Here is a 23996-nt window from a genome sequence, read left to right as displayed (position 1 = left end):
GCTTAGCGACCGCGAACCGCTTGTTCCAGCTCGGAGAAACTTGGGCGGTGTTTCGGGTACAACACCTTGCGCCCGAACTCCACGGCCAACGACGGCGGCATGCCCGACGCCGATGCCACCAGGCACGCCTTGATCGCTTCGTAGAGATTGATCTCTTCCTTGGCATCGTGGGCCAGGGAGGTGGCGAGCGGGCCGAAGAAACCATAGGCGGCGAGAATACCGAAGAAGGTGCCCACCAGCGCCGCACCTACGTGCATGCCGATGGCCGCCTGATCGCCCTCGCCCAGGGACGCCATGGTCACCACGATCCCCAGTACCGCCGCGACAATACCAAAACCGGGCATACCGTCGGCAATGCCGGTCACGGCGTGGGAAGGATGCTCCAGCTCTTCCTTGAGGCTGAACAACTCCATGTCGAACAGGCCTTCCAGCTCGTGAGGCGCCATGTTGCCGGAGGACATGATGCGCAGGTAATCACAGATATACGCGGTCATGCGCTCGTCTTTAAGCACGGCCGGGTACTTGGCAAAAATCGGGCTGGCCGCAGCGTCTTCGATATCGCCTTCGATCGCCATCATGCCTTCACGGCGGCTTTTGTTGAGGATCTCGTAGATCAGCCCCAGCACTTCCAGATAAAACGTGTGGGAGAAGCGCGAGCTGAACATGCCCAGGGACTTCTTGACCACGTGCATGGTCATATAGCCTGGGTTGGCCTGCAAAAATGCGCCGAACGCGGCACCGCCGATAATCAGCACTTCGAAAGGCTGGATCAGTGCGGCGATTTTACCGTGGGAGAGGACGTACCCTCCGAGCACACTTGCGATGACGACAATGATGCCGATAATTTTAGCCATAGGAGAGGGGTACTTGCGCCGTCGGGTTCATGGACATATGGGGTGCAGCAGAAAACTCTTGTTCTACTTATCGGCAAAACTGCGCCAGACTATAGCCCGTTAAGGCGAAAAGCCAATTCGGCCCGTTCCGGGCGTGTTGAACGCAAGTGATGATCGCGCCCCAATCATGGCAATTGAAACGACAGTCCCAACAAACCGCCCTACTACCCTCGCCGCTTGGATCAAGTGCCTGGACGACGTGCTGCTGCCCGTGCCCCAGGCCAGCCATGAACGTGTGTGTAAAGCCATTCGCGATAGCCGCAGTTCATTGCGAGATATTGCTGAGCTGATGCAAAACAGTCCGGCCCTTGTGCTGAGCGTGATGCGCGAAGCCAACAGCCAAGCCCACGGCAGCCTGGCCGAACCAGCGGAAAATCTGGAAGTCGCGCTTAACCGCCTTGGCCTCAAACGTGCCGAAGAGTTGTTGGCGCGCCTGCCTTCGGTACCCGCCCGGGAAATCCCCGTGGCCTTGCGTCAACTGCTGCTGATCAGCCAGCACGCATCCCAGCAAGCCAACGGTTTGTTCGGCAGTCGCCTCGCGCGGCTGTGGCAGGACATCCACTGGGGCAGCCTGCTGTTTCTGTCGCCACTGTGGCCGATGGCCGTTGCCTACCCCAAGCTCCTGGAAGAATGGGAGTTACGGGTGATCCATAAAGGCCAATCGGCGCGCCAGGTCGAGCAACAGCTGTTCGGCGTGCGCTTGCTCGACCTGTGCCTGGGCTTGACCGAAGCCTGGCACCTGCCGATCTGGGTTTCGCAGGGCTACAAGTTGCTGTTGGCCGAGCAACGCCTGCTGGTCAAGGCGCTGCACATTGCCCGTCAAGACGACGCCCTGCGCCACCAGCAATTGCTCGATGCCGAGCCCAACCTGCGACGCTGGCTGAACCAGCCGGCCAACACCGTGTTGCTAGCCAACGGCCTGGCGATGTCGGCCCAGGAATCCTGGACCTGCCCGCACACCGAGCGCTGGCAATACCTGACGGCGCTGTACCTGCAAACGCCGTTGAGCGATGTGCAACAGCAAGCCCACCAGCAAGCGGTGACCAGTGCTCGTACCACCTTGATGCCCGACCTCTGGCACCCGGCGCTGTCGCTGATCTGGCCGTGGCACGTACAGAAAGTCCATCGCGGCTTGCTGCCTGCACCACCGCCCACTGCCGAAGCCTTGGCCGTGTGGCGCACGCGTTGCACCGAGTTGCTGGTGGAGCCGAGCCGCTTTGCCAACGCCATGCACCTGACCACTTGCGCCAAGGAAGCCCTGGTGGCCAGTGGCATGCAGCGGGTACTGATATTCATGGCAGATCGCGCCTTGAGCACCTTGCGTGTACACCAGGCCGACGGCCTGCCCAAGGACGCGGCTCACCTGAGCCTGGATGTGGTCAACAGCACGTTACTGCAACGCCTGCTGGAAAAGTCCGCCCAGGTACGCCTGAACCCCGACAACCATGCGCAGTTTTCCGCATTGCTGCCATCGATCCTGCGTCGTCTGTTTATTGGCGAGCATCTGCTGCTGCGCTCACTGAGCTGCAACGGCCGTGTGGTCATGCTGATCGTGGCGGACCAGGGCGGCGGGCCGTTCTCGGAAACCACCGTGCAGGCGTTCGGCAAAACCGCCCAATGCATCGAGAAAGCCCTGCACAGCTTTACCAACCGCAGCGCCTGATGCTTGCGCTACAATCACCGGCCTTTATCGCCAACATTTGTGCCCAGGAGACCTCACATGCCTGACTTCTCTGGCTTGCCGCTGGTGATCGAATCCGCCGACCTGTTGGGTCGCCTCGATTCCAAGCACCTGATACTGGTGGACCTCACCAGTATCGCCCGCTACGCCGAAGGGCATATCCCCGGCGCGCATTTCGTTGACCCCAAGCGCACCCAACTGGGCCAGCCACCGGCACCTGGCTTGCTACCGAGCAAGGCCGACCTGGAAAAACTGTTCGGCGAACTGGGCCACACCCCGGACGCCACCTATGTGGTCTATGACGACGAAGGTGGCGGTTGGGCCGGGCGTTTTATCTGGATGCTCGACGTGATCGGCCACCAGAAATATCACTACCTCGACGGCGGCCTGCTGGCTTGGCTGGAGGAAGGGCACTCGCTTTCCACCGCTGTGCCCCCAGCAGCCGGCGGCCCGGTCAGCCTTACGCTGCACGACGGCCCCACAGCCACCCGCGAATACCTGCAAAGCCGCCTCGGCGCGGCCGACCTGGGGATCTGGGACGCTCGTGGCCCGCTGGAGTATTCCGGCGAGAAAGTGCTCGCAGCCAAGGGCGGCCACATTCCCGGCGCGGTGAACTTCGAATGGACCGCCGGCATGGACAAGGCGCGCAGCCTGCGTATCCGCCGTGACATGCCGCAAATCCTCGAAGACCTCGGGCTGACCAAAGACAAAGAAATCATCACCCACTGCCAGACTCACCACCGCTCTGGCTTCACCTACCTGGTGGCCAAGGCGCTCGGTTATCCGCGAGTCAAAGGTTATGCCGGTTCCTGGGGCGAATGGGGCAACCACCCCGACACCCCCGTTGAGATTTAAGGTTTAAGGACAGTTATGAAAAAGCAGTTGTTTATCCTCAGCCAGTACTTGCTGCCGCACCACTTGCTGTCGCGCCTGGCCGGCTGTATCGCCGAGTGCCGCGTGCGCTGGTTCAAGAACGCCTTCACTGCCTGGTTCGCCAAGCGCTACCAGGTGGACATGTCCCAGGCCCTGGTGGAAGACCTGACCGCCTACGAGCACTTCAACGCCTTCTTCACCCGCGCGCTGAAAGACGGCGCCCGCCCGTTGGATCCAACCCCAGGCGCAGTGCTGAGCCCTGCCGATGGCGCGGTCAGCCAGCTTGGCCCGATCGAACATGGCCGTATCTTTCAGGCCAAGGGCCACAGCTTCAGCGTGCTGGAACTGCTCGGTGGCGATGCGGCAATGGCTGCGCCGTTCATGGGCGGCGACTTCGCGACTATTTACCTGTCGCCCAAGGACTACCACCGGGTACATATGCCACTGGCCGGTACCCTGCGCGAAATGGTGTATGTGCCAGGGCGGATTTTCTCGGTCAACCAGACCACCGCCGAAAACGTGCCGGAACTGTTCGCCCGTAACGAGCGCGTTGTTTGCTTGTTCGACACCGAACGCGGCCCGATGGCCGTGGTGTTGGTAGGTGCGATGATCGTTGCGTCGATTGAAACCGTGTGGGCCGGTTTGGTGACGCCGCCGAAACGCGAGCTGAAAACCTTCCGCTACGACGAAGCGGCCCGCGCGCCGATTCATCTGGAGAAAGGTGCGGAACTGGGTCGCTTCAAACTGGGATCGACCGCCATCGTATTGTTCGGGCCGGACCAGGTGAAGTGGGCTGAAGAACTGGCAGCGGGTACGCCGGTGCAGATGGGCCAGGGTATCGCCGCTGCTAAAGCCTGATATTACTGGTGAGAACCTATGTGGGAGCCGGGCTTGCTTGCGATAGCGGCCGTTCAGTCAATGATGTGTTGACTGACACTCCGCCATCGCGGGCAAGCCCGGCTCCCGCATTTTTGCCTGTATTTCTACAGTGAGATCGGCTTATAGCTGACCGTCGCGGTCACGCAAGCCCAGCAGATACAGCACGCCATCCAACCCCAAGGTCGAAATCGCCTGCTTGGCCGACTGCTTGACCAACGGTTTGGCGCGAAAGGCCACGCCCAACCCGGCAATCGCCAGCATCGGCAAGTCATTGGCGCCGTCGCCGACCGCAATGGTCTGCTCCAGGCGCAAGCCTTCCTTATGGGCCAATTCCTTGAGCAGGTCGGCCTTGCGCTGGGCGTCGACAATCGGCTCCACCGCGACGCCAGTCACTTTGCCATCCACCACTTCCAGCTCGTTGGCGAATACATAGTCAATGCCCAGCTTGGCCTGCAACTGCTTGGCAAAGTAAGTGAAGCCGCCGGACAGGATGGCGGTCTTGTAGCCCAGGCGCTTGAGTTCGGCGAACAGGGTTTCGGCGCCTTCAGTCAGGCGCAGCGACGCGCCGATCGAGTCCAGCACGCCAACGTCCAAGCCTTTGAGCAGCGCCAGACGCTCCTTGAAGCTGGCACGAAAATCCAGCTCGCCGGCCATCGCGCGCTCGGTAATCTCCGAGACTTGCTCGCCCACACCGGCCGCCTTGGCCAACTCGTCGATGACTTCGGCTTCGATCAAGGTGGAGTCCATGTCGAACACCGCCAAGCGGCGATTGCGACGGAACAGGGAGTCTTCCTGGAAGGCGATATCGACATTCAGTTCCTGGGCCACGCTCAGGAAATCGGCGCGCAGCGCTTGCGCGTCAGCCGGTTCACCGCGCACAGAGAACTCGATGCAGCCCTTGCCTTTGTCAGCCGGAGTGTCCAAGGGCATGCGACCCGACAGACGGTCGATATGGTCGATATTCAATCCGTATTGCGCGGTGATCGAACTGACGCGCTGCAACTGCTCAGCCGTTACCTTGCGGGTCAACAGGGTGACGATATGGCGCTTTTTACCCTGGCCTTCGACCCAGTGCTGGTAGTCAGCTTCGGACACCGGGGTGAAACGTACCTGTTGATCGAGCTTATACGCCGTAAACAGGATGTCCTTGAGTACCGAGGAGGCCTGTTCGGTGCTGGGGATCTCCACCAGGATGCCGAACGACAAGGTGTCGTGGATCACCGCCTGGCCGATGTCGAGAATGTTCACACCACCCTGGGCCAGGACGCCGGTAATGGCTGCGGTGAGACCCGGCCGGTCTTCACCCGTGATGTTGATCAGGACAATTTCGCGCAAAGCGCACCCCCAGGCTGGAAAAAAACCGCATTCTACCCACTTTCAGTGACCATCGGGCACAGCCAGCGCTTTGCCGGCCATGGGCCTGTCGCTATACTGCGCGTCAACTTCACGGACCAAGAGCCGAGCGCAAGTGAACCGGCCCACGCCAGTAAAAACCGATAACTTCTTCCTGCTGATCTTCCGGGCACTGCGCCATCGCCGTGTACCGATTGCATTGCGCATCGCCAGCCATAACGTGATCCTGGTCGCTCTGGCCCTGGTGATCTACGCCTGCGTGATGGGTTTGCAGTTCAAGCAGGCCATGCACGAGCAAGCTGACGCCCTGGGCGCGAGCCTGACAACCCAGACTGCCACTTCGGCGACTGAGTTGCTGGTGTCCAACGACATCCTCAGCCTCAACGTGTTGCTCAACAACCTGACCAAGAACCCGCTCGTGGCCCACGCCGCTATCTATAGCGTGGACAACCGGATCATGGCCGAGGCCGGGCAACGCCCGAAAAACGGCCTGCTCGGTGAGGCCGAAGGCCTGTATCAGAGCAATATTACGTTCCAGGACGTGAAGGCCGGCCAACTGCGTATCAGCCTTGATATGCAACAGTTCCAGCAGCCGATGACCATCAGCCTGCAAAGCATGGGTATTCTGAGCGCGATCCTGCTCGCTTTGGCCCTGGCCTTGAGCCTGCGCCTGGGCCGGCATATCTCCACGCCGTTGATGCAACTGCGCATCTGGCTGCGGGATATCGACGAACACACCCCGGCCACTGATCGCCAGGACGAAATCGGCGACCTCGCGCGCCAGCTCCACGCCAGCTTTGCCCCGGAGCCAAAAGCGCCTGAAGTCGAGCCCGAGCCTGAGTACGACGACGCCGAGGACTACGCCGACGAGCCTGAGTTTGAAGTGCGCGACCTGCGCGACCCGGGCTTCGACGAAAGCGCCCCGGTGGCCGGCCTCAAGCCTGCGCCGCGCCATGTGATCAAGGCCGAGGAAGACGAGCTGGGCGACGAAGACCCGTTCGCCGACCTGCGCGACACCTCGGCAGCCGCCCCAGTCGCTGCGCCCAAACCGGTTGCGGTCAAGAACGCCGAGCCACAGCACAGTGCCGTACTCGCCGTGCAACTGGGCGCCCAGGATCAACTGCGCCGCCTGCCCCGTGCCCGCCTGACCGAACTGCTCGAACGCTACCGCGACTGCCTCGACCAGGCCGCTTCGCTCTACCAGAGCGAACTGCACACCCTGAACGATGGCAGCACGCTGATGCTGTTCCACAGCGAAGACAGCGGCGAGGACTACCTGACCAATGCCATCTGCTGCGGCGAGCTGTTGCGCGCCCTGGGCCATGCCCTGCAGATCGAAGTGGCGGACAGCGGCATTACCCTGCAACTGCAGTTGGGTCTAACCGTGGGTGACGACCTGTTTGGCATCAGCCAGATCGACCTGCTACTCACCGAAATCGCCCAGGATGCCCTGGCCTTGTCCCAGCACAGCCGTAACCTGCTGTTGGTGGAGCGCAAGATCAGTGAAGACACGCTGATCCGCCAACGCGCACGTATCCGCCCGATTGCCAGCCCTGAAGGGGCCAGTTGTGTGGAGCGGTTGATGGAGCCGTATCCGTCGATGCTGGAGCGGCAATTGGCGCGGATGCATGAGACCCGCAACAAGGGTCGACTCCAAGACTAATGCACTGATGATCACAAGCCCGCAGAGAACAAACACCTGCGGGCTTTCTAGTACTATTTGATTTTCTTGCTATCCACGACATTTATGGTTCGGCGTGGAATCCAGCCTGACCTGACCTGGTCCAAAAGCTGATACCCACTCATTTTAAAGTTGGACCCGACGGGTAGCGGCCTTTCTATCTGGACAGACCATTGTCCAAAACCATCGACAACCGCGTACCCAAGTGGAACTCCGGGCCTGTTCTCCTGATTCAACTCAACCACGGCCCCCACAACGCCAGTGCCTTTTACAAGAGGCTGGCGGCCAACGGTCTGATTTTCGGCAGGGGTTTCGATAACCGGAGCATCGGGAACCTGCACTACCTGGAAGGTCCTATTCGCCAACCAGCGGGCGATTTTACCGTCAAGCTGCTGATAGCCCGTCATGACAAAGGAGTTTGTGACCGGCAGAGGCTGATCAACCTGCACCGACCAGCGTCCATAGCCATCGACAGTGGTGGTCGCCAAGGCGTTATACGGGTCACCCGATTTGAGCAACACGACGGTCGCGCCCGCAATACCACTACCTGACACAACTGGCCGTCGTCCTGTTTTCACACCTTGTGCAGGGGTTTCGATAATCGCCAGATCGGGAGCATCGACAACTTGGATAGTTCTATTGGCCAACCAACCGGATCTTTTCCCCTCAATCGACTGATATCCAGTCATGGTAAAGGCGGGTGGGCTTATCGGCAGCGGATTATCAACCTGCGTGGCCCATCGCCCATAACCATCGACGGTAGTAGTGGCTAAAATATTTTCAGGTTTGTACGACTGCATCAACACAACAGTAGCACCTGCTACACCCGTACCGGTCACAAAAGGCCGGCGGCCCGTTCTGACGCTTTGGGCCGGCGTTTGGATAATCGCCGGATCAGGTACATCAACAACCTTGAGTGTCCTGTTCGCCAGCCAACCCGAACGTTTTCCATCAAGGGTTTGATAGCCGGTCATGGTAAAGGCGGGTGGACTTATCGGTAGAGGGCGCTCTATGCGCACTGACCAGCGGCCATAGCCATCGACCCTAGTAGTGGCCAGCGGATTGTAAGGATCGTAGGATTTAAGCAACACCACAGTAGCACCAGGGACACCGGTACCTGACACTTGCGGCAGGCGGCCAACTTCGACATTTTGGGCGGGGGTCTCGATTATTGCCGCAGGCACGCTCAGTTCAGCCACCTTGAAGCTGCGATTGCCAGATAACACCGAGGTTCTTCCCCCAAAAGTTTGTCGAGCGGTATAGGAATAACTGCCAACATCATGCACTGACAGCGAGTACACCGACCAGTTGCCGTTGCCATCGGCAATGGCAGTGCCCTCGACTTCCGCGGGCTTGGAAGCATTTACTATTTCAATACGTGCGCCAGGCCAGGCAGTGCCGGCAAATACTGGCTGTTTACCGGTACTGGCCCCCTCGAGGGGGACCGCAATGACGGGAGCGGGGACCGTGGTTGTACAGTAAGGAAAACCCGCCCCATCAAGCGCGACCGCGACTATCGCCTCGTCCGGCCCGGCGCTGCACACAAGCACTTTAACCTTGCGGGAAGAGTCCTCAAATGTCTGCCCCGCAAGTAGCGTAGGATCGTTGGTTCTTGGCGTCTCTGGCGTGGCATCAATCTGCACATTCTGCACGCCTTGCTCCCTCGCATAACGCATCCACACGCCATTGACCCGGTTGTCATTCTCCGGAAAGTTATCAAAGACCGTAGGTTTCCTGTATTCCAGCGACAACAACGGGTAGTAGGCCCCACCGGGCGAATGGGTTTCAGGGATCTTGATCAGGTACAGCTGCGGGCCTTCGCGTCCCAACACCTTCAAACTGTAAAGGCCGGTGCGCGTGATAGTCGTCGCCTGGCCATCATCCAGCCAGCCGGCATAGCGGCGGCTGACCGCAGGATAAAGCGTGCCACCACCTGACACTGAGTCACCAGTGTCTCCATACTCAACGTAAGTGCAATCAACAGGCGCACTCACAGACGCGCCATTGCGGGGGCAGCCTATGAGGCTTCCCCCATGACGAAAGCCTAAATTATGACCAAGCTCGTGCTTGTAAACATGCGGGGAGCCTGCCTTGCCAAACACTCCAACATGCCTACCGGGGGTATAGGCCAAGGCGCCACCGCCACAATTAACGATGTTAATTTCATAGTCGAAATCATCGGGATTAAGGCCATTCTTTTCGGCAGTCTTGCGACCCTCCGCGATAGACGTGGACATAGAGCATCCCTCAGGCTTCGGTCCAGACGTCGCCTCCACTACCCGCCCCTCCAACTTCAGCTTTCCACCGGACGCAGCCAGAATATAAGAGCGTAATGAATTAGGATCAGTAGACAGCGTATGCAACTCCACCTGATCCCTGTCCAACACACGCTCTCCCTGCCAATGGGTTACCGTGACCAACATCCTCTTGGTGCCCGTCACAGGGCGGATTATCTGACTCAAGCTTGACAGTTCACCTTCGGCTGGCGGAAGTTCATCATTTTCAAGGCCGCCAAATTCACGATTAACTTCATGGCTACAGCCCATGAGAGCAACACTTAATGCACTACAAAAAAACCAAGCGAGGAAGATCGATATTTTTTTCATGAGCTCAGTACCTTAAGAGATAGGACTGAAATCACACTAGAGACCTTATGCGCAGCTGGATACTGTCAGAATTAACAGGTACGCAGAATTAGGCGCTGGCGTTTTACAGCAGGCATGAAAAAGCCCGCGGGCTTGGCGGGCTTTTTCAAAAAAAAATCTCAGATCAGAACCTGAACACTTCCAGATCCGTGCGAATCGGCGTGGCCATCGGCATCTTCGGTTTTTCCGGGGCCGCAGGCTTGGCCTGGGCGGGGGCCTGTTTACGCGGCTGCGCTTCGGCAATCGGCGGCTGGTTGGCCAGTGGTTTGAGGGCCACCGACAACTGCTGTGCCAAGTGCTGCAACAGCACACCCTGGGCCTGGACCTGGGACGCAGTGGTGCCGGCGTGTTCTTCCTGCAGGTGCACAATGCGGTTGTCCCGCACCTGCCCGCGACGGTCGATCAGGCGCCACTGTGCATCCAGGATCGCCGGTTGCGACTTGCCGGAATCCAGCCGCGTAATGGTCAGCAACACCTGTACATCCGGGGTGAACCCGGAGGGTCCCGGCGCCAGGACCACTCGCTGGCTGTCTAACTGGCCGGCGACCTGACGCAACATCAACTGGTTGATATCCGACGACAGGCTACCGGCCCAACGACCATCTGTGGAACCTTGCAGGCTGCCGTCGTTCTGACGTTGAAGCAGGGTTTCGCGTTGCAGGTAATCGGCAACGACTACCGGCCCCAGCAATACTGCCATGCCAGCGGTTTGGGCTGGCTGAGCCGGACTTCCGCTGTCCAGCTGGTACAGCGACACCGGTTGATGTGTGCTGCAACCCGCCAACCCCAAAAGGCCAGCGAGCATCAAAAATAGAGGAAGGCGTGGAGCAGTCATCATCCCATCCAAGTGGCTGCCACAAGGCGAACCACAATGTAATACTAAAAATAACCTGAACACGCTCGGCCACGCCGGCGCTGGAAAGGCCATATCATCCGTGAATATGCGCCATGACTCCAGCGCGAAAGCATCGATCTACGCGTTAAATCGTAGATCGAGGCCTCTAGTACCGCTTAAACCGGCGTTTCGACCAGCAAGGCATCCACTCGCTGGAAGCCTCGTGGCAGTTTGTTACCTCGCCGGCCACGCTCACCCTTGTAGTGTTCAAGGTCGTCAGGGCGCAATGACAACGTGCGCTTGCCGGCCTGGAGCACCAGGGTAGAGCCTTCCGGGACCACGGCGATGTCAGTCACATACTCCTCACGACTGGCCACCCGGTCACCGGGAATCCCGATGATCTTGTTGCCTTTACCCTTGCCCAACTGCGGCAAGTCGCTGATCTTGAACACCAGCAAACGCCCTTCGGTGGTCACCGACGCCAGCCAGTTGCTTTCACGATCCTCCACCGGCCTCGGCAGAATCACCTTGGCGTTGTTCGGTAGGCTCAACAGCGCCTTGCCCGCCTTGTTCTTGGCCTGCAGGTCTTCACCCTTGACCACGAAACCGTAACCGGCGTCGGAGGCGATGACATACAGCGAATCATCGTCCGGCAACAGCACACACTCGAAATTCGCCCCCGGCGGCGGCGTGAGGCGCCCGGTCAAAGGCTCGCCCTGCCCCCGCGCAGACGGCAGGGTGTGGGCCGGCACCGAATAACTGCGCCCGGTCGAGTCGATAAACACCGCGAATTGATTGGAGCGCCCGGCGGCAGCGGTCTTGAAGCCATCACCGGCTTTGTACGAAAGGCCGGTGGCGTCAATATCATGCCCTTTGGCGGAGCGAACCCAACCCTTTTCCGACAGAACGACGGTAATTTTCTCGTTGGGCAACAGCTCGGTTTCGGTCAGGGCCTTGGCTTCAGCGCGCTCGACGATAGGCGAGCGACGGTCATCGCCATAGGTTTCGGCGTCTTTGATCAGTTCACTGCGCACCAGCTTCTTGAGCTTGGCTTCGCTGCCCAGCAGGGCTTGCAGCTTGGCTTGTTCCTTGAGCAGTGCATCCTGCTCGTCGCGCAGCTTCATTTCTTCCAGGCGTGCCAACTGGCGCAAGCGGGTGTCGAGGATGTAGTCCGCCTGGATCTCGCTCAGCTCGAAACGCGCGATCAGCTCGGCCTTTGGATGCTCGGCGGTACGGATGATATGGATCACTTCATCCAGGTTGAGGTAGGCGATCAGCAAGCCGTCCAACAGGTGCAAGCGGCGCTCGACCTTGTCGAGGCGAAATTGCAGGCGGCGGCGCACGGTTTGTACGCGGAACTCCAGCCATTCCACCAGCAGATTGCGCAGGTTCTTCAACTGCGGTTTGCCGTCCAGGCCGATGATATTGACGTTGACCCGATAGCTGGACTCCAGGTCGGTGCTGGCAAACAAATGCTGCATCAACACTTCATGATCCACCCGGCTATTGGTCGGGATGATCACGATGCGGCACGGGTTCTCATGGTCGGACTCGTCACGCAGGTCGGCCACCTGCGGCAATTTCGACGGTTTGGCCTGCATCAACGCGGCGATCTGCTCCAGCACCTTGGCACCCGATACCTGGTGCGGAAGCGCGGTCACAATAATGTCGCCGTCCTCAATGTGGTACACGGCACGCATACGCACCGAGCCCTTGCCCGTTTCGTACATCTTCAGCAGGTCGGCGCGCGGCGTGATGATCTCTGCTTCGGTCGGGTAATCCGGGCCCTGGATATGCTCGCAGAGCTGCTCGACCGTAGCCTTGGGCTCATCCAGCAAGCGCACGCAGGCGGTGGCGACTTCGCGCAGGTTGTGCGGCGGCACGTCGGTGGCCATGCCGACCGCGATACCGGTGGTGCCATTGAGCAGGATATTCGGCAAACGCGCCGGCAACACCAGGGGTTCGTCGAGGGTGCCGTCAAAGTTCGGCCCCCAGTCGGCAGTGCCCTGGCCCAGCTCGCTGAGCAGCACTTCGGAATAACGCGACAGCCGCGCCTCGGTGTAACGCATGGCGGCGAAGGATTTGGGGTCATCCGGTGCACCCCAGTTACCCTGGCCGTCCACCAGGGTATAGCGGTAGCTGAACGGCTGGGCCATCAGCACCATCGCTTCATAGCACGCCGAATCGCCGTGGGGGTGGAATTTACCCAGCACGTCACCGACGGTACGCGCCGACTTCTTGTGCTTGGAATCGGCGTCCAGTCCCAACTCACTCATGGCGTAGATGATGCGCCGTTGCACGGGCTTCAGGCCATCGCCGATATGCGGCAAGGCACGGTCCATGATCACGTACATGGAGTAGTTGAGGTAGGCATTTTCGGTGAATTCAGCCAGCGACCGGCGTTCTACGCCATCTAAGCTGTCTGCGAGGATGTCACTCATGCGGGCCTCATCATGGGGTAAGGCGCAGCGGAACTGCCACTGCGCTGATTCAATTCAAAAAAATCTCGATTCATGGCTGGGCACTCCAGCCGCCATCCGGAGCGGCAAAACGATAGACGATCGGGCGTTTTTCACCATCGGCACGCGGGCCGAAGTTGTTGTCGATCCCGACCCAGGCACCGTCGGCATCCACCAACAGGGCTTCAGCCAGGCCATACGACTGCGGGTAACGTCGCTGTGGCGTCAGGGTTTCGTCGGCAAACGACCAGCACAGCTCAACCTTGGCCGTGAGCGGGTCGCGCCGGCAGATCTGGAACGCATTGCGCTCCAGGGTAAACAGCTTGCCGTTGAACAGCGACAAGTCGGCAAAGTCCTTGGACACGGCCTTGGCGTTGGGGAACTGCGCCGGTTGCACTTCCTGGCCGGCCTCGCTCAACAATACACAACGACCATCGCAATCCCATACGCTCTGCCCACGCTTGATCGAGACCAGGCCACGGCGTTCACGCTCGGCAGCCAGCCAGATCTGATTGCCTTCAGGGTTTACCGCCAAGCCTTCGAACAAGGCATTAAAGTGCAGCAACATGCCACTGGCCCTGGCTTCACGCACCATGCCCGGCGCGATTTTCAACCACTCCGGCGCGCCCGTCGCGGGCACCTGCAACACTGCGGCATGGGCTTCGCTGACAATATAACGATTGCCTGCGGCATCACAGCTGATGCCTTCAAAGTCCAGGTCACCACCACGTATGAACGAAGCGGCCTTGGTGCGCGAACGCAAGCCCCAAGGCAGGCCGGACTCGGGCACGGGCGGCACGTCGATCTTCAGCGCTTGCGCGCTCCACGTCGGCGCACGGGTATCCAGGCGGTAGATCTGGCCGTCATCGCGGTCCGAAACCGTCCACAGCTCGTTGCCACACAACGCCAGGCCCGACAGGTTCCCACCGTGCATGCCGTCAACCGGGTGTTCCGAGACCAGCTTGAGCTCTGCCACGCTGGCTGCGGCCACCTGGGTGACCGCCAGCCCGCTCAACATCAGGATCGCCAGGGCGAAGCCTGTGCGCATCAGCCCAGAACCTCGGCCAGGTTGCCTTTGGATTCAAGCCAGGTCTTGCGGTCGCCAGCGCGTTTCTTAGCCAGCAGCATGTCCATCATTTCCGAGGTGGCGGCGAAGTCTTCCAGGGTCAACTGCACCAGGCGCCGGGTGTTCGGGTCCATGGTGGTTTCGCGCAGTTGCGGCGGGTTCATCTCACCCAGGCCCTTGAATCGCGTGACCTGAGGCTTGCCGCGTTTCTTCTCGGCCACCAGGCGATCGAGGATGCCATCGCGCTCGGCTTCGTCCAGAGCGTAGAAAATCTCCTTGCCCAGGTCGATGCGGTACAGCGGCGGCATGGCGACGTAGACGTGACCGGCATCCACCAATGGGCGGAAGTGCTGCACAAACAACGCGCACAGCAAGGTAGCGATGTGCAGGCCGTCGGAGTCGGCGTCGGCGAGGATACAGATCTTGCCATAGCGCAGCTGGCTCATGTCCGCCGCACCCGGGTCGACCCCGATGGCTACGGCGATGTTGTGCACTTCCTGGCTGGCCAGCACTTCGCTGCCGTCGACTTCCCAGGTGTTGAGGATCTTGCCGCGCAGCGGCAGGATCGCCTGGAACTCCTTGTCCCGCGCTTGCTTGGCGGAACCGCCGGCGGAGTCACCTTCGACCAGGAACAGCTCGGAACGCATCGGGTCTTGCCCGGCGCAATCGGCCAGTTTGCCCGGCAGTGCCGGGCCCTGGGTGATGCGCTTGCGCTCGACCTTTTTGCTGGCCTTCAAGCGCCGGCCGGCGTTGTTGATCGCCAGCTCCGCCAGGGCCAGGCCCAGCTCGGGATGCTCATTGAGCCACAGGCTGAACGCGTCCTTGACCACACCAGAGACAAACGCCGCCGCCTCGCGGGACGACAGGCGCTCTTTGGTCTGGCCGGAAAATTGCGGCTCCTGCATCTTCATCGACAGCACGAACGCGATGCGCTCCCACACGTCTTCCGGCGCCAGCTTGACGCCACGCGGCAACAGGCTGCGGTATTCGCAGAATTCACGCATGGCATCCAGCAAGCCTTGGCGCAAACCGTTGACGTGGGTGCCGCCCTGGGCCGTGGGGATCAGGTTGACGTAGCTTTCCTGCACGCTGTCGCCACCTTCGGGCAACCACAGCAGCGCCCAGTCCACCGCTTCTTTATTACCCGACAGGCTGCCGCAGAACGGCTCGTTGGGCAGGCGTTCGAAGTCGCTGACCGAGTCTTCCAGGTAGGAACGCAGGCCGTCTTCGTAGTGCCACTCGACCTTCTCGCCGGTGCCTTTGTCTTCAAAGCTGACCAGCAGGCCCGGGCACAACACAGCCTTGGCCTTGAGCACGTGCTTGAGGCGGCTGATGGAGAATTTGGGCGAATCGAAATACTTGGGGTCCGGCGCAAAGTACACGCTGGTGCCGGTGTTGCGCTTGCCAACGGTGCCGATCACTTCCAGGTCGGTGGCTTTGTAGCCATCGGCGAAAGTCATCTGGTACTCGTTGCCATCGCGCTTGACCTTGACCCGCACCAGGGTCGACAGCGCGTTGACCACGGAAATACCCACGCCGTGCAAACCGCCGGAGAACTGGTAGTTCTTGTTGGAGAACTTGCCGCCGGCATGCAGCTTGGTAAGGATCAGCTCGACGCCCGGCACACCCTCTTCGGGGTGAATGTCCACCGGCATGCCACGACCATCGTCGGACACTTCCAGGGAATGGTCGGCGTGAAGGATGACTTGCACCGACTTGGCGTGCCCGGCCAAGGCTTCGTCGACGCTGTTGTCGATGACTTCCTGGGCAAGGTGGTTCGGCCGACTGGTGTCGGTATACATGCCGGGGCGTTTGCGCACCGGGTCGAGGCCCGAGAGGACTTCGATGGCGTCGGCGTTATAAGAGCTAGCGCTGGGAGTGGCCATGGGGTCTCGTCGTGAGTCGTTCGATTAAAAAGTGACCTGCGATTTTTTACAGTGACGAAAAATCGAAGGATTGAAACTGATCTGCGCCAATGCCGGCAAAACACAACAGTGCCGGCAATTGCTGGGCGAACCCCTGGTAGCCATGGTCGCCACCGGCCTGGATGCGCAAGGCGCAGGCCCGGTAATACTGTTGGGCCAGGCGATAATCCAGGGTTTCGTCCCCGGTCTGCAACCACACCTGATAACGCGCGGCATCCTGGGGCGCCGGTACTTCCAGCTCGGCCAGGGCCGTGACGTGGTCCTGTGTCAATTCCCAGGTCTCATCGGTGTAGAGGTTCTTCTGGGTGCCCAGGTAACCGTCAAACATCCGATGGGGACTGACCGCCGGGTTGACCAGCAACGCCTTGAGACCATGGCGTTCTGCAAGATGGGTTGCATAGTAGCCGCCGAGTGAGCTGCCGACCAGCAGTGGCCGGCCCAGTTGCGCAATCGCTTGCTCCAATTGAAGAATCGCCTGACGAGGGTGGTGATGCAGCGCCGGTACGCGCAACTGGTCGGACAGGCCAAGGGCGCCCATCACGGCGGTCAACTGGCTGGCCTTGTTGGAAGCCGGCGCACTGTTGAAACCGTGGATATACAGGATCGAAGCGGACATGCCGGGCTCTCCATGCTGGGGCCAAAGAGGCGCAGTTTACAGGGAATGCAGGCAGAAGCGGACCCAATGTGGGAGCTGGCTTGCCTGCGATGGCGGCGATTCAGTCAACGAGTCAGCGCCAGGTACACCGCCATCGCAGGCAAGCCAGCTCCCACCCTTTGATCAGTGTTTGCAGGTCTTAATAGCCGTTGCTGCCGTAATCGACGGTGAATGCGAAGCCCACCAAACGCTCTACCCCCGTCTCCAACCGTCCGTCGCCATGCAAACGCAACCAGCGATAACCCGGCGCCTGCTCGCTGACCTGGAAATCCTCACTTCCCGGCGCGAACTGGATACAGGTGGACGGCGAAGCCAGCAGTCGCACACCGTTGCGGTCGCCGTCGATCTCCTGATGCACGTGGCCCCAAAGCAATGCCTTGGTCTGCGGGAAGCGCTCAAGCACGGCAAACAGCGCCTCGGGGTTGCGCAGGCCGATCGGCTCCATCCACGCACAGCCGATGGGCACCGGATGATGATGGAAACACACTAGATGATGGCGGTCCGGCGCTTCGCTCAAGGCCTGCGCCAGCCTTTGCAGTTGCTCGTCTTGCAAGTAACCCGGCACCGACCCGGGTACCGCCGAATCCAGCAGGGTGATACGCCAGTTGCCGATATCCACCACCGGTTCGAGCAAATCACTGTGCATGGCAGCCTGGGCCATGACCTGCGGTTCGTCGTGGTTGCCGGGAATCCAGCGCGCCGGGGCGCCAAGGGGAGCGGTCAAATCGCGAAACTGCTGATAGGACGCCAGCGTGCCGTCCTGAGACAAGTCGCCGGTCGCCAGTATCAGGTCGATGGTCGGCTGTTGCGCGCGCGCCAGCTCGACCACCCGCTGCAGGCTTTCACGGGTATTCATGCCCAGCAGCGTGGCGTCAGCGTCGGCAAACAGATGGCTGTCGGACAACTGCACCAGCAACACGGCATCAGGATTCACGGCGGATACGCTCGGCAAGGCGCTCTCCCTGGCAACTACAGGAATGGACATTTGGCGCGATTATGCTGGGGCAGGACACAAAGAGGAAACCCAAGGAAGCAGGCACAGTTCACATTTACCGCACCACTTCAAACTCATGGCCCAAGGCCAGGCAGTGGCTGAGCCATTCGCCGAGGAACACATTGAGCTGTGCTTTCTCATCGGGCTGGTGCATGAACACATTCGGGTAAGGATAGATGCTGCGAAAGCGTCGTGCGTGCTCGGCGCTGATCACTTCGGCCATACGGGCGTCGTGGTACACCTGTACTTCCAGTTGCGGCACCGGCAACCACGGCAGGCTGTGTTCCTGGCGTACCCGCAGGGTGGTGGTGTATGGGCAGGTGAGAATGACTTCCAGGGTCAGCACGCCAAGCATCTGGTCGCCATGGGTGACGGCGATTCGCCGCGCCTGGGGGGTGTGACGCATGTCCGGGAGCAGGCGCATCAGCCGCGCATAGTTGGCCTCGCAGGCCGCTTGCAGCCCGATCAGGTCAACTCGATAACGTTCCCGTACCTTTACTGCCATAACCCCCTCACTTCCGCGCGATTAAGCGCAAGCCATTGCAGGGCGATAATGCTGGCTGCGTTGGAAATCTTGCCATCGCGCACCGCCTGCAAGGCATCTTCGAATGCCCAGACGGTGACGCGGATGTCTTCTGCTTCTTCTTCCAATCCATGGACACCACCCGCGCCCGAGCTGTCGCATCGGCCCAGGTACAGGTGGACAAATTCAGTACTGCCGCCCGGCGACGGGAAATACTTGGTGATCGGCCACAGCGCGGAGAATGTCAGCCCAGCTTCCTCCTCGGCCTCGCGGTGTGCAACCTCCTCGGGTTGCTCATCCTTGTCAATCAGGCCGGCGACCATCTCCACCAGCCAGGGGTTATCGGCGCGGCCCATGGCGCCGACGCGGAACTGTTCGATCAACACCACCTCATCGCGCAGCGGGTCGTAGGGCAGCACGCACACGGCGTCATGACGCACGAACACCTCGCGGTTGATCACCCGGCTCATGCCGCCGTCGAATTTTTCGTGGCGCAGTTGCACGCGATCGAGCTTGTAGAAGCCTTTATAGGCATTGTCACGCTGAACAATCTCGATCTTGTTCGGCGTCGACTTCGCGATGTCCGTCATGGTGTCCCTCGTTAAGCTCGTGCGATGGGCGCCATCCTAACGCGCCGACGTTCGTTGATGCAGCCCCTTTGCGGTTGCCGGGAGAGGCGGCGAGCGTCAAACTCGCTGCAATCAGTTTAGTGGCGAACTGGCGGCCACGTTGGCAGTCCAAGCGCTACTCTTTTCGCTTTCCATCGATTTACGAAGGACACACATGTCGCTTTTAAAAATCGCCTCCGTGGCCTGTATTGCCTTGACCCTGGGTGCTTGCCAGAGCCTGTTCCAACCGGCCTATCTCAAGCCGCTGGACGTTACCACCGACAAATCGGAGCAGATCAAGCCCGGCTGTGACAGCCCAGCCTGCCCGCTGGTGAACATCGACACCGTGCATTTCCCCACCGAGCCACAACTCGACAGCCTGGTGGAACAGCGTTTGCTGCAAATGACCCGCACCACCCCTGGCGCCAGCGTACCGGCGAGCCTGAACGCCTACCGGAACACCTTCCTGCGTGAGTCGCCGGACCGCCATGGCATGTACTTGCAAGCCAAGGTACGTGACCAGCATGACGGACTGGTGATCGTTGAAGTGTCCAGCTACCTGGACACCGGTGTCGCCCACGGCGAGCCAGGCCGTGGGTTTATCAACTATTCACGGATTCTGCATAAGGAACTGACCCTGGCCGACATGCTGCTGCCCGGCCAGGAGCAGGCCTTCTGGAACACCGCGAAAGTTGCCCACAACAGTTGGTTGATCAGCACCAAGATGGACCGCGATCCGGAGTTCGTGAAGAGCTGGCCGTTCCAGAAAACCCCGAACGTGGCCCTGACCAGCGGCGGTGTGGTGCTTAAGTACAACGTCAGCACCATCGCCCCTTACGCACAGGGGCTGATCGAAATCACCCTGCCCTATACGCGCCTCACCGGTGTGATCAAGCCTGAGCTGGTGCCCGCACGCCGTTGATCGGTTGGTGGTTCAAGGGTGTTATTGCAGAGGGAGATTGGGTGTTTGTCGGATCGCTATCGCGGGCAAGCCCGACTCCCACAGGGGACCGTTTGTGAACACAAAATCTGTGTACCACTCGGCCAACTGTGGGAGCCGGGCTCGCCCGCGATGACGGCGGTGCAGACACCGCCGCCTAGGGATCAGACCTTCTTGTAGAGCTGACTGCCTTCGCGCTTGAACCGCTCCGCCTGCTCGGCCAACCCCTTGGCCACGTCCACATCCACCGCATCAATGCGCTGGTTGGCCGCGTACTCACGCACCTCATGGGTGACCTTCATCGAGCAGAATTTAGGCCCACACATGGAGCAGAAATGCGCGACCTTGGCCGATTCCTTGGGCAACGTCTCGTCGTGGAATGCCCGTGCGGTGTCCGGGTCCAGGCCGAGGTTGAACTGGTCTTCCCAGCGGAATTCGAAGCGCGCCTTGCTCAGGGCGTTATCGCGAATCTGCGCGCCAGGGTGGCCTTTGGCAAGGTCGGCCGCGTGGGCCGCAATCTTGTAGGTGATGATCCCGGTCTTCACGTCATCCTTGTTCGGCAGCCCCAAGTGCTCCTTGGGCGTGACGTAGCAGAGCATGGCGCAACCGAACCAACCGATCATCGCCGCGCCAATGCCTGAGGTGATGTGGTCGTAGCCCGGCGCAATATCAGTGGTCAGCGGGCCGAGGGTGTAGAACGGCGCCTCGTCGCAACACTCCAGCTGCTTGTCCATGTTCTCCTTGATCAGTTGCATCGGCACATGGCCAGGGCCTTCGATCATGGTTTGCACGTCGTGCTTCCAGGCGATCTTGGTCAGCTCGCCCAGAGTCTCCAGTTCACCGAATTGCGCAGCGTCGTTGGCATCGGCCACAGACCCCGGGCGCAGGCCATCCCCCAGGGAGAAGCTGACGTCATAGGCCTTCATGATTTCGCAGATCTCTTCGAAATGCGTGTAGGCAAAGTTTTCCTTGTGATGGGCCAGGCACCACTTGGCCATGATCGCGCCGCCACGGCTGACAATGCCGGTCACGCGGTTGGCAGTCAGCGGTACGTAACGCAGCAACACGCCGGCGTGGATGGTGAAATAGTCCACACCCTGCTCGGCTTGCTCGATCAGGGTGTCGCGGAACAACTCCCAGGTCAGGTCCTCGGCAACGCCGTCGACTTTTTCCAGGGCCTGATAGATAGGCACGGTGCCGATCGGCACGGGCGAATTACGGATGATCCACTCGCGGGTTTCATGGATATGCTTGCCAGTGGACAGGTCCATGATGTTGTCCGAGCCCCAGCGAATGCCCCAGGTCATCTTCGCCACTTCTTCTTCAATGGACGAACCCAAGGCGCTGTTGCCGATGTTGCCGTTGATCTTCACCAGGAAGTTACGGCCGATAATCATCGGTTCCAGCTCAGTGTGGTTGATGTTGGCCGGGATGATTGCGCGGCCGCGGGCGATTTCTTCGCGCACGAACTCGGGCGTGATGATTTTCGGAATACTGGCGCCGAAGCTGTGCCCGGCATGTTGTTGCTTGAGCAGGCCGCTGGCGCGGGCTTCCTCAAGCTTCATGTTTTCGCGGATGGCCACGTATTCCATTTCTGGCGTGATGATGCCTTTGCGCGCGTAGTGCATCTGGCTGACGTTGGCGCCGGCCTTGGCCCGACGCGGGTTTTGCAGGTGGGCAAAGCGCAGGTAGGCCAGGTCGGGGTTATCCAGACGTTCCTGGCCGTAGCGTGAACTCAAGCAGGCCAGCCGCTCGGTGTCACCACGCTCTTCGATCCACGGCGAGCGCACATCGGCCAAGCCTTTGCGCACGTCGATGATGACATTGGGGTCGGTATAGGGGCCGGAGGTATCGTAGACCACTACAGGGGCGTTGATTTCGCCACCAAACTCAGTGGGGGTCACGTCCAGGCTGATTTCACGCATCGGCACGCGAATATCCGGGCGCGAGCCCTGCACGTAGATTTTTTGCGAGCGGGTAAACGGCTGCACAGAGCCGGAGTCGACCTTGGCCGATTCACTCAGGTGCACGGTATTTTTTAGTTTTGTACTCATCACAGGCTCTCCAACTTATCCAGGCGGTGGATTTTTGTCGGAGCGAACCTGTGACGGACGGACGCACTGGAATCAGTGCTGTGCTTGGCGCACGAGGGCTGTTCGATTGTCGAACAAGATCCCGGACGAAGCACAAGAGGACTCGCCGGGTGACGAGAAATCTTGTTCCCTACGCAGGCGCTAACCTGATCAGGTTCAACGGGATCCGGTATTTACCGATCTCAGCCTTCCAACAAGGCACCCCGACAAGAACGCGGCCAGTCTAGACCATGGCGTGGGCAAATTGCCAATAGCGGTGCATTCAGCGTGATGAATGGCGTGATCGTGGGATTGTTGTGTGACGGTACGGCCACTACACTCGGGCACGGCCTCAAGGCTTGACGCCAGGCATGGCCAGCCTTAGCCTTGAGCGCTAAATTATAGTCGTAATATTAAAATTAGGGATCGCCTCATGCTGCGCAAACTCTCACTGGCTGTTGCCGTGTCTTGTGCGACCAACGGACTGGTCTGGGCAGCTGAAGCGCCCTTGTCCGCCAACACCGACCTGGTCAGCGTCTATCAGGAAGCGGCGAACAACAACGCCGACCTGGCCGCTGCCCGTGCGCAGTACGGCGCGCAAAAAGAAGTAGTGCCCCAGGCCCGCGCAGGTTTGCTGCCGAACCTGTCAGCCGGTGCCGACAGCAATAACGTGCGCACCCAAATCGACCAACCGGCCGCCACGGCCAACCGTGACGCCCACTCCTGGCGCGCCACCCTGAGCCAGCCGCTGTTCCGTGCCGACCGCTGGTTCCAGCTGCAAGCCGCCCAAGCGGTCAACGAGCAAGCCTCGCTGCAACTATCGGCCTCCGAGCAGAACCTGATTTTGCAAAGTGCCGAAAGCTACTTCGCTGTGCTGCGCGCCCAGGACAACCTGGCGTCGACCAAAGCCGAAGAAAATGCCTTCAAGCGCCAGCTCGACCAGTCCAACGAACGCTTCGATGTGGGCCTGTCGGACAAGACCGATGTGCTGCAATCACAAGCCAGCTACGACACTGCACGGGCCAACCGCATCCTGGCCCAGCGCCAGGTGGACGACGCTTTCGAAGCGCTGATCACCCTGACCAACCGCCAATACAACTCGATCCAAGGCATCGTCCATACGCTGCCGGTGTTGCCGCCGGCGCCGAACGATGCCAAGGCCTGGGTCGAAACCGCCGGGCGCCAGAACCTCAACCTGCTCGCCAGCAATTACGCGGTAACCGCTGCTGAAGAAACCCTTCGGCAGCGCAAAGCCGGCCACTTGCCGACGCTCGATGCGGTTGCGCAATACGAAAAAGGCGACAACGACGCCCTGGGCTTCAGCAACCCGAATCAGTTGCCTATCCCGTACGGTGGCGATGTGTCGCAACGCACCGTCGGCCTGCGCTTGAACATCCCGATCTACAGCGGCGGCCTCACCAGTTCGCAAGTGCGCGAATCCTATTCGCGCCTCGACCAGACCGAACAACAGCGCGAAGGCCTGCGCCGCCAGGTAGTGGAAAACACCCGCAACCTGCACCGTGCAGTCAACACCGATGTGGAGCAGGTACAGGCACGCCGTCAGTCGATCATCTCCAACCAGAGCGCGGTGGAAGCCACGGAAATCGGCTATCAGGTGGGCACGCGCAACATCGTCGACGTGCTGGACTCACAGCGCCAGCTGTACGCGTCAGTGCGCAACTACAACAACAGCCGCTACGACTACATCCTCGATAACCTGCGCTTGAAGCAGGCGGCAGGCACGCTCAACCCGGGGGATTTGCAGGATCTGGCGCGCTATCTCAAGGCCGACTACAACCCGGACAAAGACTTCCTGCCGCCGGACCTGGCCAAAGCCGCTGCCGAACAGCTCAAGGCCCGCCCCGGCTATTAAGCGCACCGCCGAACCCATGTGGGAGCTGGCTTGCCTGCGAT

The 23996-nt window shown here is 60.4% G+C and carries 18 protein-coding genes and 1 riboswitch; of the genes, 6 read left to right on the top strand and 12 right to left on the bottom strand.

Annotation, left to right across the window (positions count from 1 at the left end; translation table 11 throughout):
• Positions 1-2: 2 nt before the first annotated feature.
• Positions 3-854, bottom strand: coding sequence for a flagellar motor stator protein MotA (gene motA / locus CLM72_RS02565; protein WP_003188041.1), 852 nt, complete (start codon positions 852-854; stop codon positions 3-5).
• A gap of 166 nt (positions 855-1020) precedes the next feature.
• Here motA and CLM72_RS02560 point away from each other — a divergent pair, with 166 nt between their 5' ends.
• The 3 genes from CLM72_RS02560 to asd are packed head-to-tail and all read left to right on the top strand — an operon-like array spanning position 1021 to position 4305.
• Complete coding sequence (locus tag CLM72_RS02560) at positions 1021-2556, top strand: HDOD domain-containing protein (protein ID WP_105225546.1); 1536 nt, start codon at positions 1021-1023, stop codon at positions 2554-2556.
• A 57-nt stretch (positions 2557-2613) separates the two neighbouring features.
• Positions 2614-3429, top strand: a complete 816-nt coding sequence (locus CLM72_RS02555; RefSeq protein ID WP_105225545.1) for a rhodanese-like domain-containing protein — start codon at positions 2614-2616, stop codon at positions 3427-3429.
• A 15-nt stretch (positions 3430-3444) separates the two neighbouring features.
• Positions 3445-4305: an archaetidylserine decarboxylase gene (asd, locus tag CLM72_RS02550; RefSeq protein WP_054896259.1), complete on the top strand. Its 861-nt coding sequence runs from the start codon at positions 3445-3447 to the stop codon at positions 4303-4305.
• Positions 4306-4446: 141 nt separating this feature from the next.
• On the opposite strand, the gene serB is transcribed toward asd, so the two are convergent.
• Positions 4447-5661 (bottom strand): phosphoserine phosphatase SerB, encoded by a 1215-nt coding sequence (serB, locus tag CLM72_RS02545; protein WP_003188034.1) that lies wholly within the window; start codon positions 5659-5661, stop codon positions 4447-4449.
• Between the two features lie 133 nt (positions 5662-5794).
• On the opposite strand from serB, the gene CLM72_RS02540 reads away from it, so the two are divergent.
• On the top strand, positions 5795-7342 hold the full coding sequence (locus tag CLM72_RS02540) for a HAMP domain-containing protein (RefSeq protein WP_105225544.1): 1548 nt from the start codon (positions 5795-5797) through the stop codon (positions 7340-7342).
• A gap of 53 nt (positions 7343-7395) precedes the next feature.
• Here the strand turns inward: CLM72_RS02540 and CLM72_RS02535 are convergent, their stop codons facing one another.
• The 9 genes from CLM72_RS02535 to CLM72_RS02495 form a co-directional block, all read right to left on the bottom strand.
• Positions 7396-9966 carry a hypothetical protein gene (locus CLM72_RS02535; RefSeq protein ID WP_105225543.1) on the bottom strand — a complete coding sequence of 857 codons (2571 nt, stop codon included), beginning with the start codon at positions 9964-9966 and terminating at the stop codon, positions 7396-7398.
• Between the two features lie 163 nt (positions 9967-10129).
• Positions 10130-10843: a membrane integrity-associated transporter subunit PqiC gene (locus tag CLM72_RS02530; RefSeq protein ID WP_032873461.1), complete on the bottom strand. Its 714-nt coding sequence runs from the start codon at positions 10841-10843 to the stop codon at positions 10130-10132.
• A gap of 173 nt (positions 10844-11016) precedes the next feature.
• Positions 11017-13281, bottom strand: a complete 2265-nt coding sequence (gene parC, locus CLM72_RS02525) for a DNA topoisomerase IV subunit A (protein ID WP_020301636.1) — start codon at positions 13279-13281, stop codon at positions 11017-11019.
• Positions 13282-13351: 70 nt separating this feature from the next.
• Positions 13352-14347 carry an esterase-like activity of phytase family protein gene (locus CLM72_RS02520; RefSeq protein WP_105225542.1) on the bottom strand — a complete coding sequence of 332 codons (996 nt, stop codon included), beginning with the start codon at positions 14345-14347 and terminating at the stop codon, positions 13352-13354.
• Positions 14347-16251 (bottom strand): DNA topoisomerase IV subunit B, encoded by a 1905-nt coding sequence (parE, locus tag CLM72_RS02515; RefSeq protein WP_003188026.1) that lies wholly within the window; start codon positions 16249-16251, stop codon positions 14347-14349. The genes CLM72_RS02520 and parE overlap by 1 nt, the downstream gene beginning before the upstream one ends.
• A gap of 46 nt (positions 16252-16297) precedes the next feature.
• Entirely contained in the window at positions 16298-16906 is a 609-nt protein-coding gene (locus CLM72_RS02510) for a YqiA/YcfP family alpha/beta fold hydrolase (RefSeq protein WP_105225541.1), read from the bottom strand.
• A 178-nt stretch (positions 16907-17084) separates the two neighbouring features.
• Positions 17085-17897 (bottom strand): 3',5'-cyclic-AMP phosphodiesterase, encoded by an 813-nt coding sequence (cpdA, locus tag CLM72_RS02505; protein ID WP_105225540.1) that lies wholly within the window; start codon positions 17895-17897, stop codon positions 17085-17087.
• A gap of 97 nt (positions 17898-17994) precedes the next feature.
• Entirely contained in the window at positions 17995-18444 is a 450-nt protein-coding gene (locus CLM72_RS02500; RefSeq protein WP_105225539.1) for a DUF1249 domain-containing protein, read from the bottom strand.
• Entirely contained in the window at positions 18435-19052 is a 618-nt protein-coding gene (locus CLM72_RS02495; RefSeq protein WP_034125636.1) for an NUDIX domain-containing protein, read from the bottom strand. Before CLM72_RS02495 ends, CLM72_RS02500 begins: the two co-directional genes overlap by 10 nt.
• 193 nt (positions 19053-19245) lie before the next feature.
• Here CLM72_RS02495 and CLM72_RS02490 point away from each other — a divergent pair, with 193 nt between their 5' ends.
• Positions 19246-19992 carry an RsiV family protein gene (locus CLM72_RS02490; RefSeq protein ID WP_054896254.1) on the top strand — a complete coding sequence of 249 codons (747 nt, stop codon included), beginning with the start codon at positions 19246-19248 and terminating at the stop codon, positions 19990-19992.
• A 182-nt stretch (positions 19993-20174) separates the two neighbouring features.
• On the opposite strand, the gene thiC is transcribed toward CLM72_RS02490, so the two are convergent.
• Positions 20175-22064: a phosphomethylpyrimidine synthase ThiC gene (thiC, locus tag CLM72_RS02485; protein WP_105225538.1), complete on the bottom strand. Its 1890-nt coding sequence runs from the start codon at positions 22062-22064 to the stop codon at positions 20175-20177.
• A gap of 149 nt (positions 22065-22213) precedes the next feature.
• Positions 22214-22319, bottom strand: a riboswitch (TPP riboswitch).
• A 196-nt stretch (positions 22320-22515) separates the two neighbouring features.
• Between thiC and CLM72_RS02480 the strand changes: the two genes are divergently transcribed.
• Positions 22516-23955, top strand: coding sequence for a TolC family outer membrane protein (locus CLM72_RS02480; RefSeq protein WP_032893875.1), 1440 nt, complete (start codon positions 22516-22518; stop codon positions 23953-23955).
• The last annotated feature ends 41 nt before the right edge of the window (positions 23956-23996 follow it).

The organism is Pseudomonas sp. MYb193 (assembly GCF_002966775.1).
Lineage (GTDB): Bacteria > Pseudomonadota > Gammaproteobacteria > Pseudomonadales > Pseudomonadaceae > Aquipseudomonas > Aquipseudomonas paracarnis.
The sequence above is the reverse complement of the archived record's forward strand: the minus strand, read 5'-3'. Positions and strand labels throughout refer to the sequence as shown.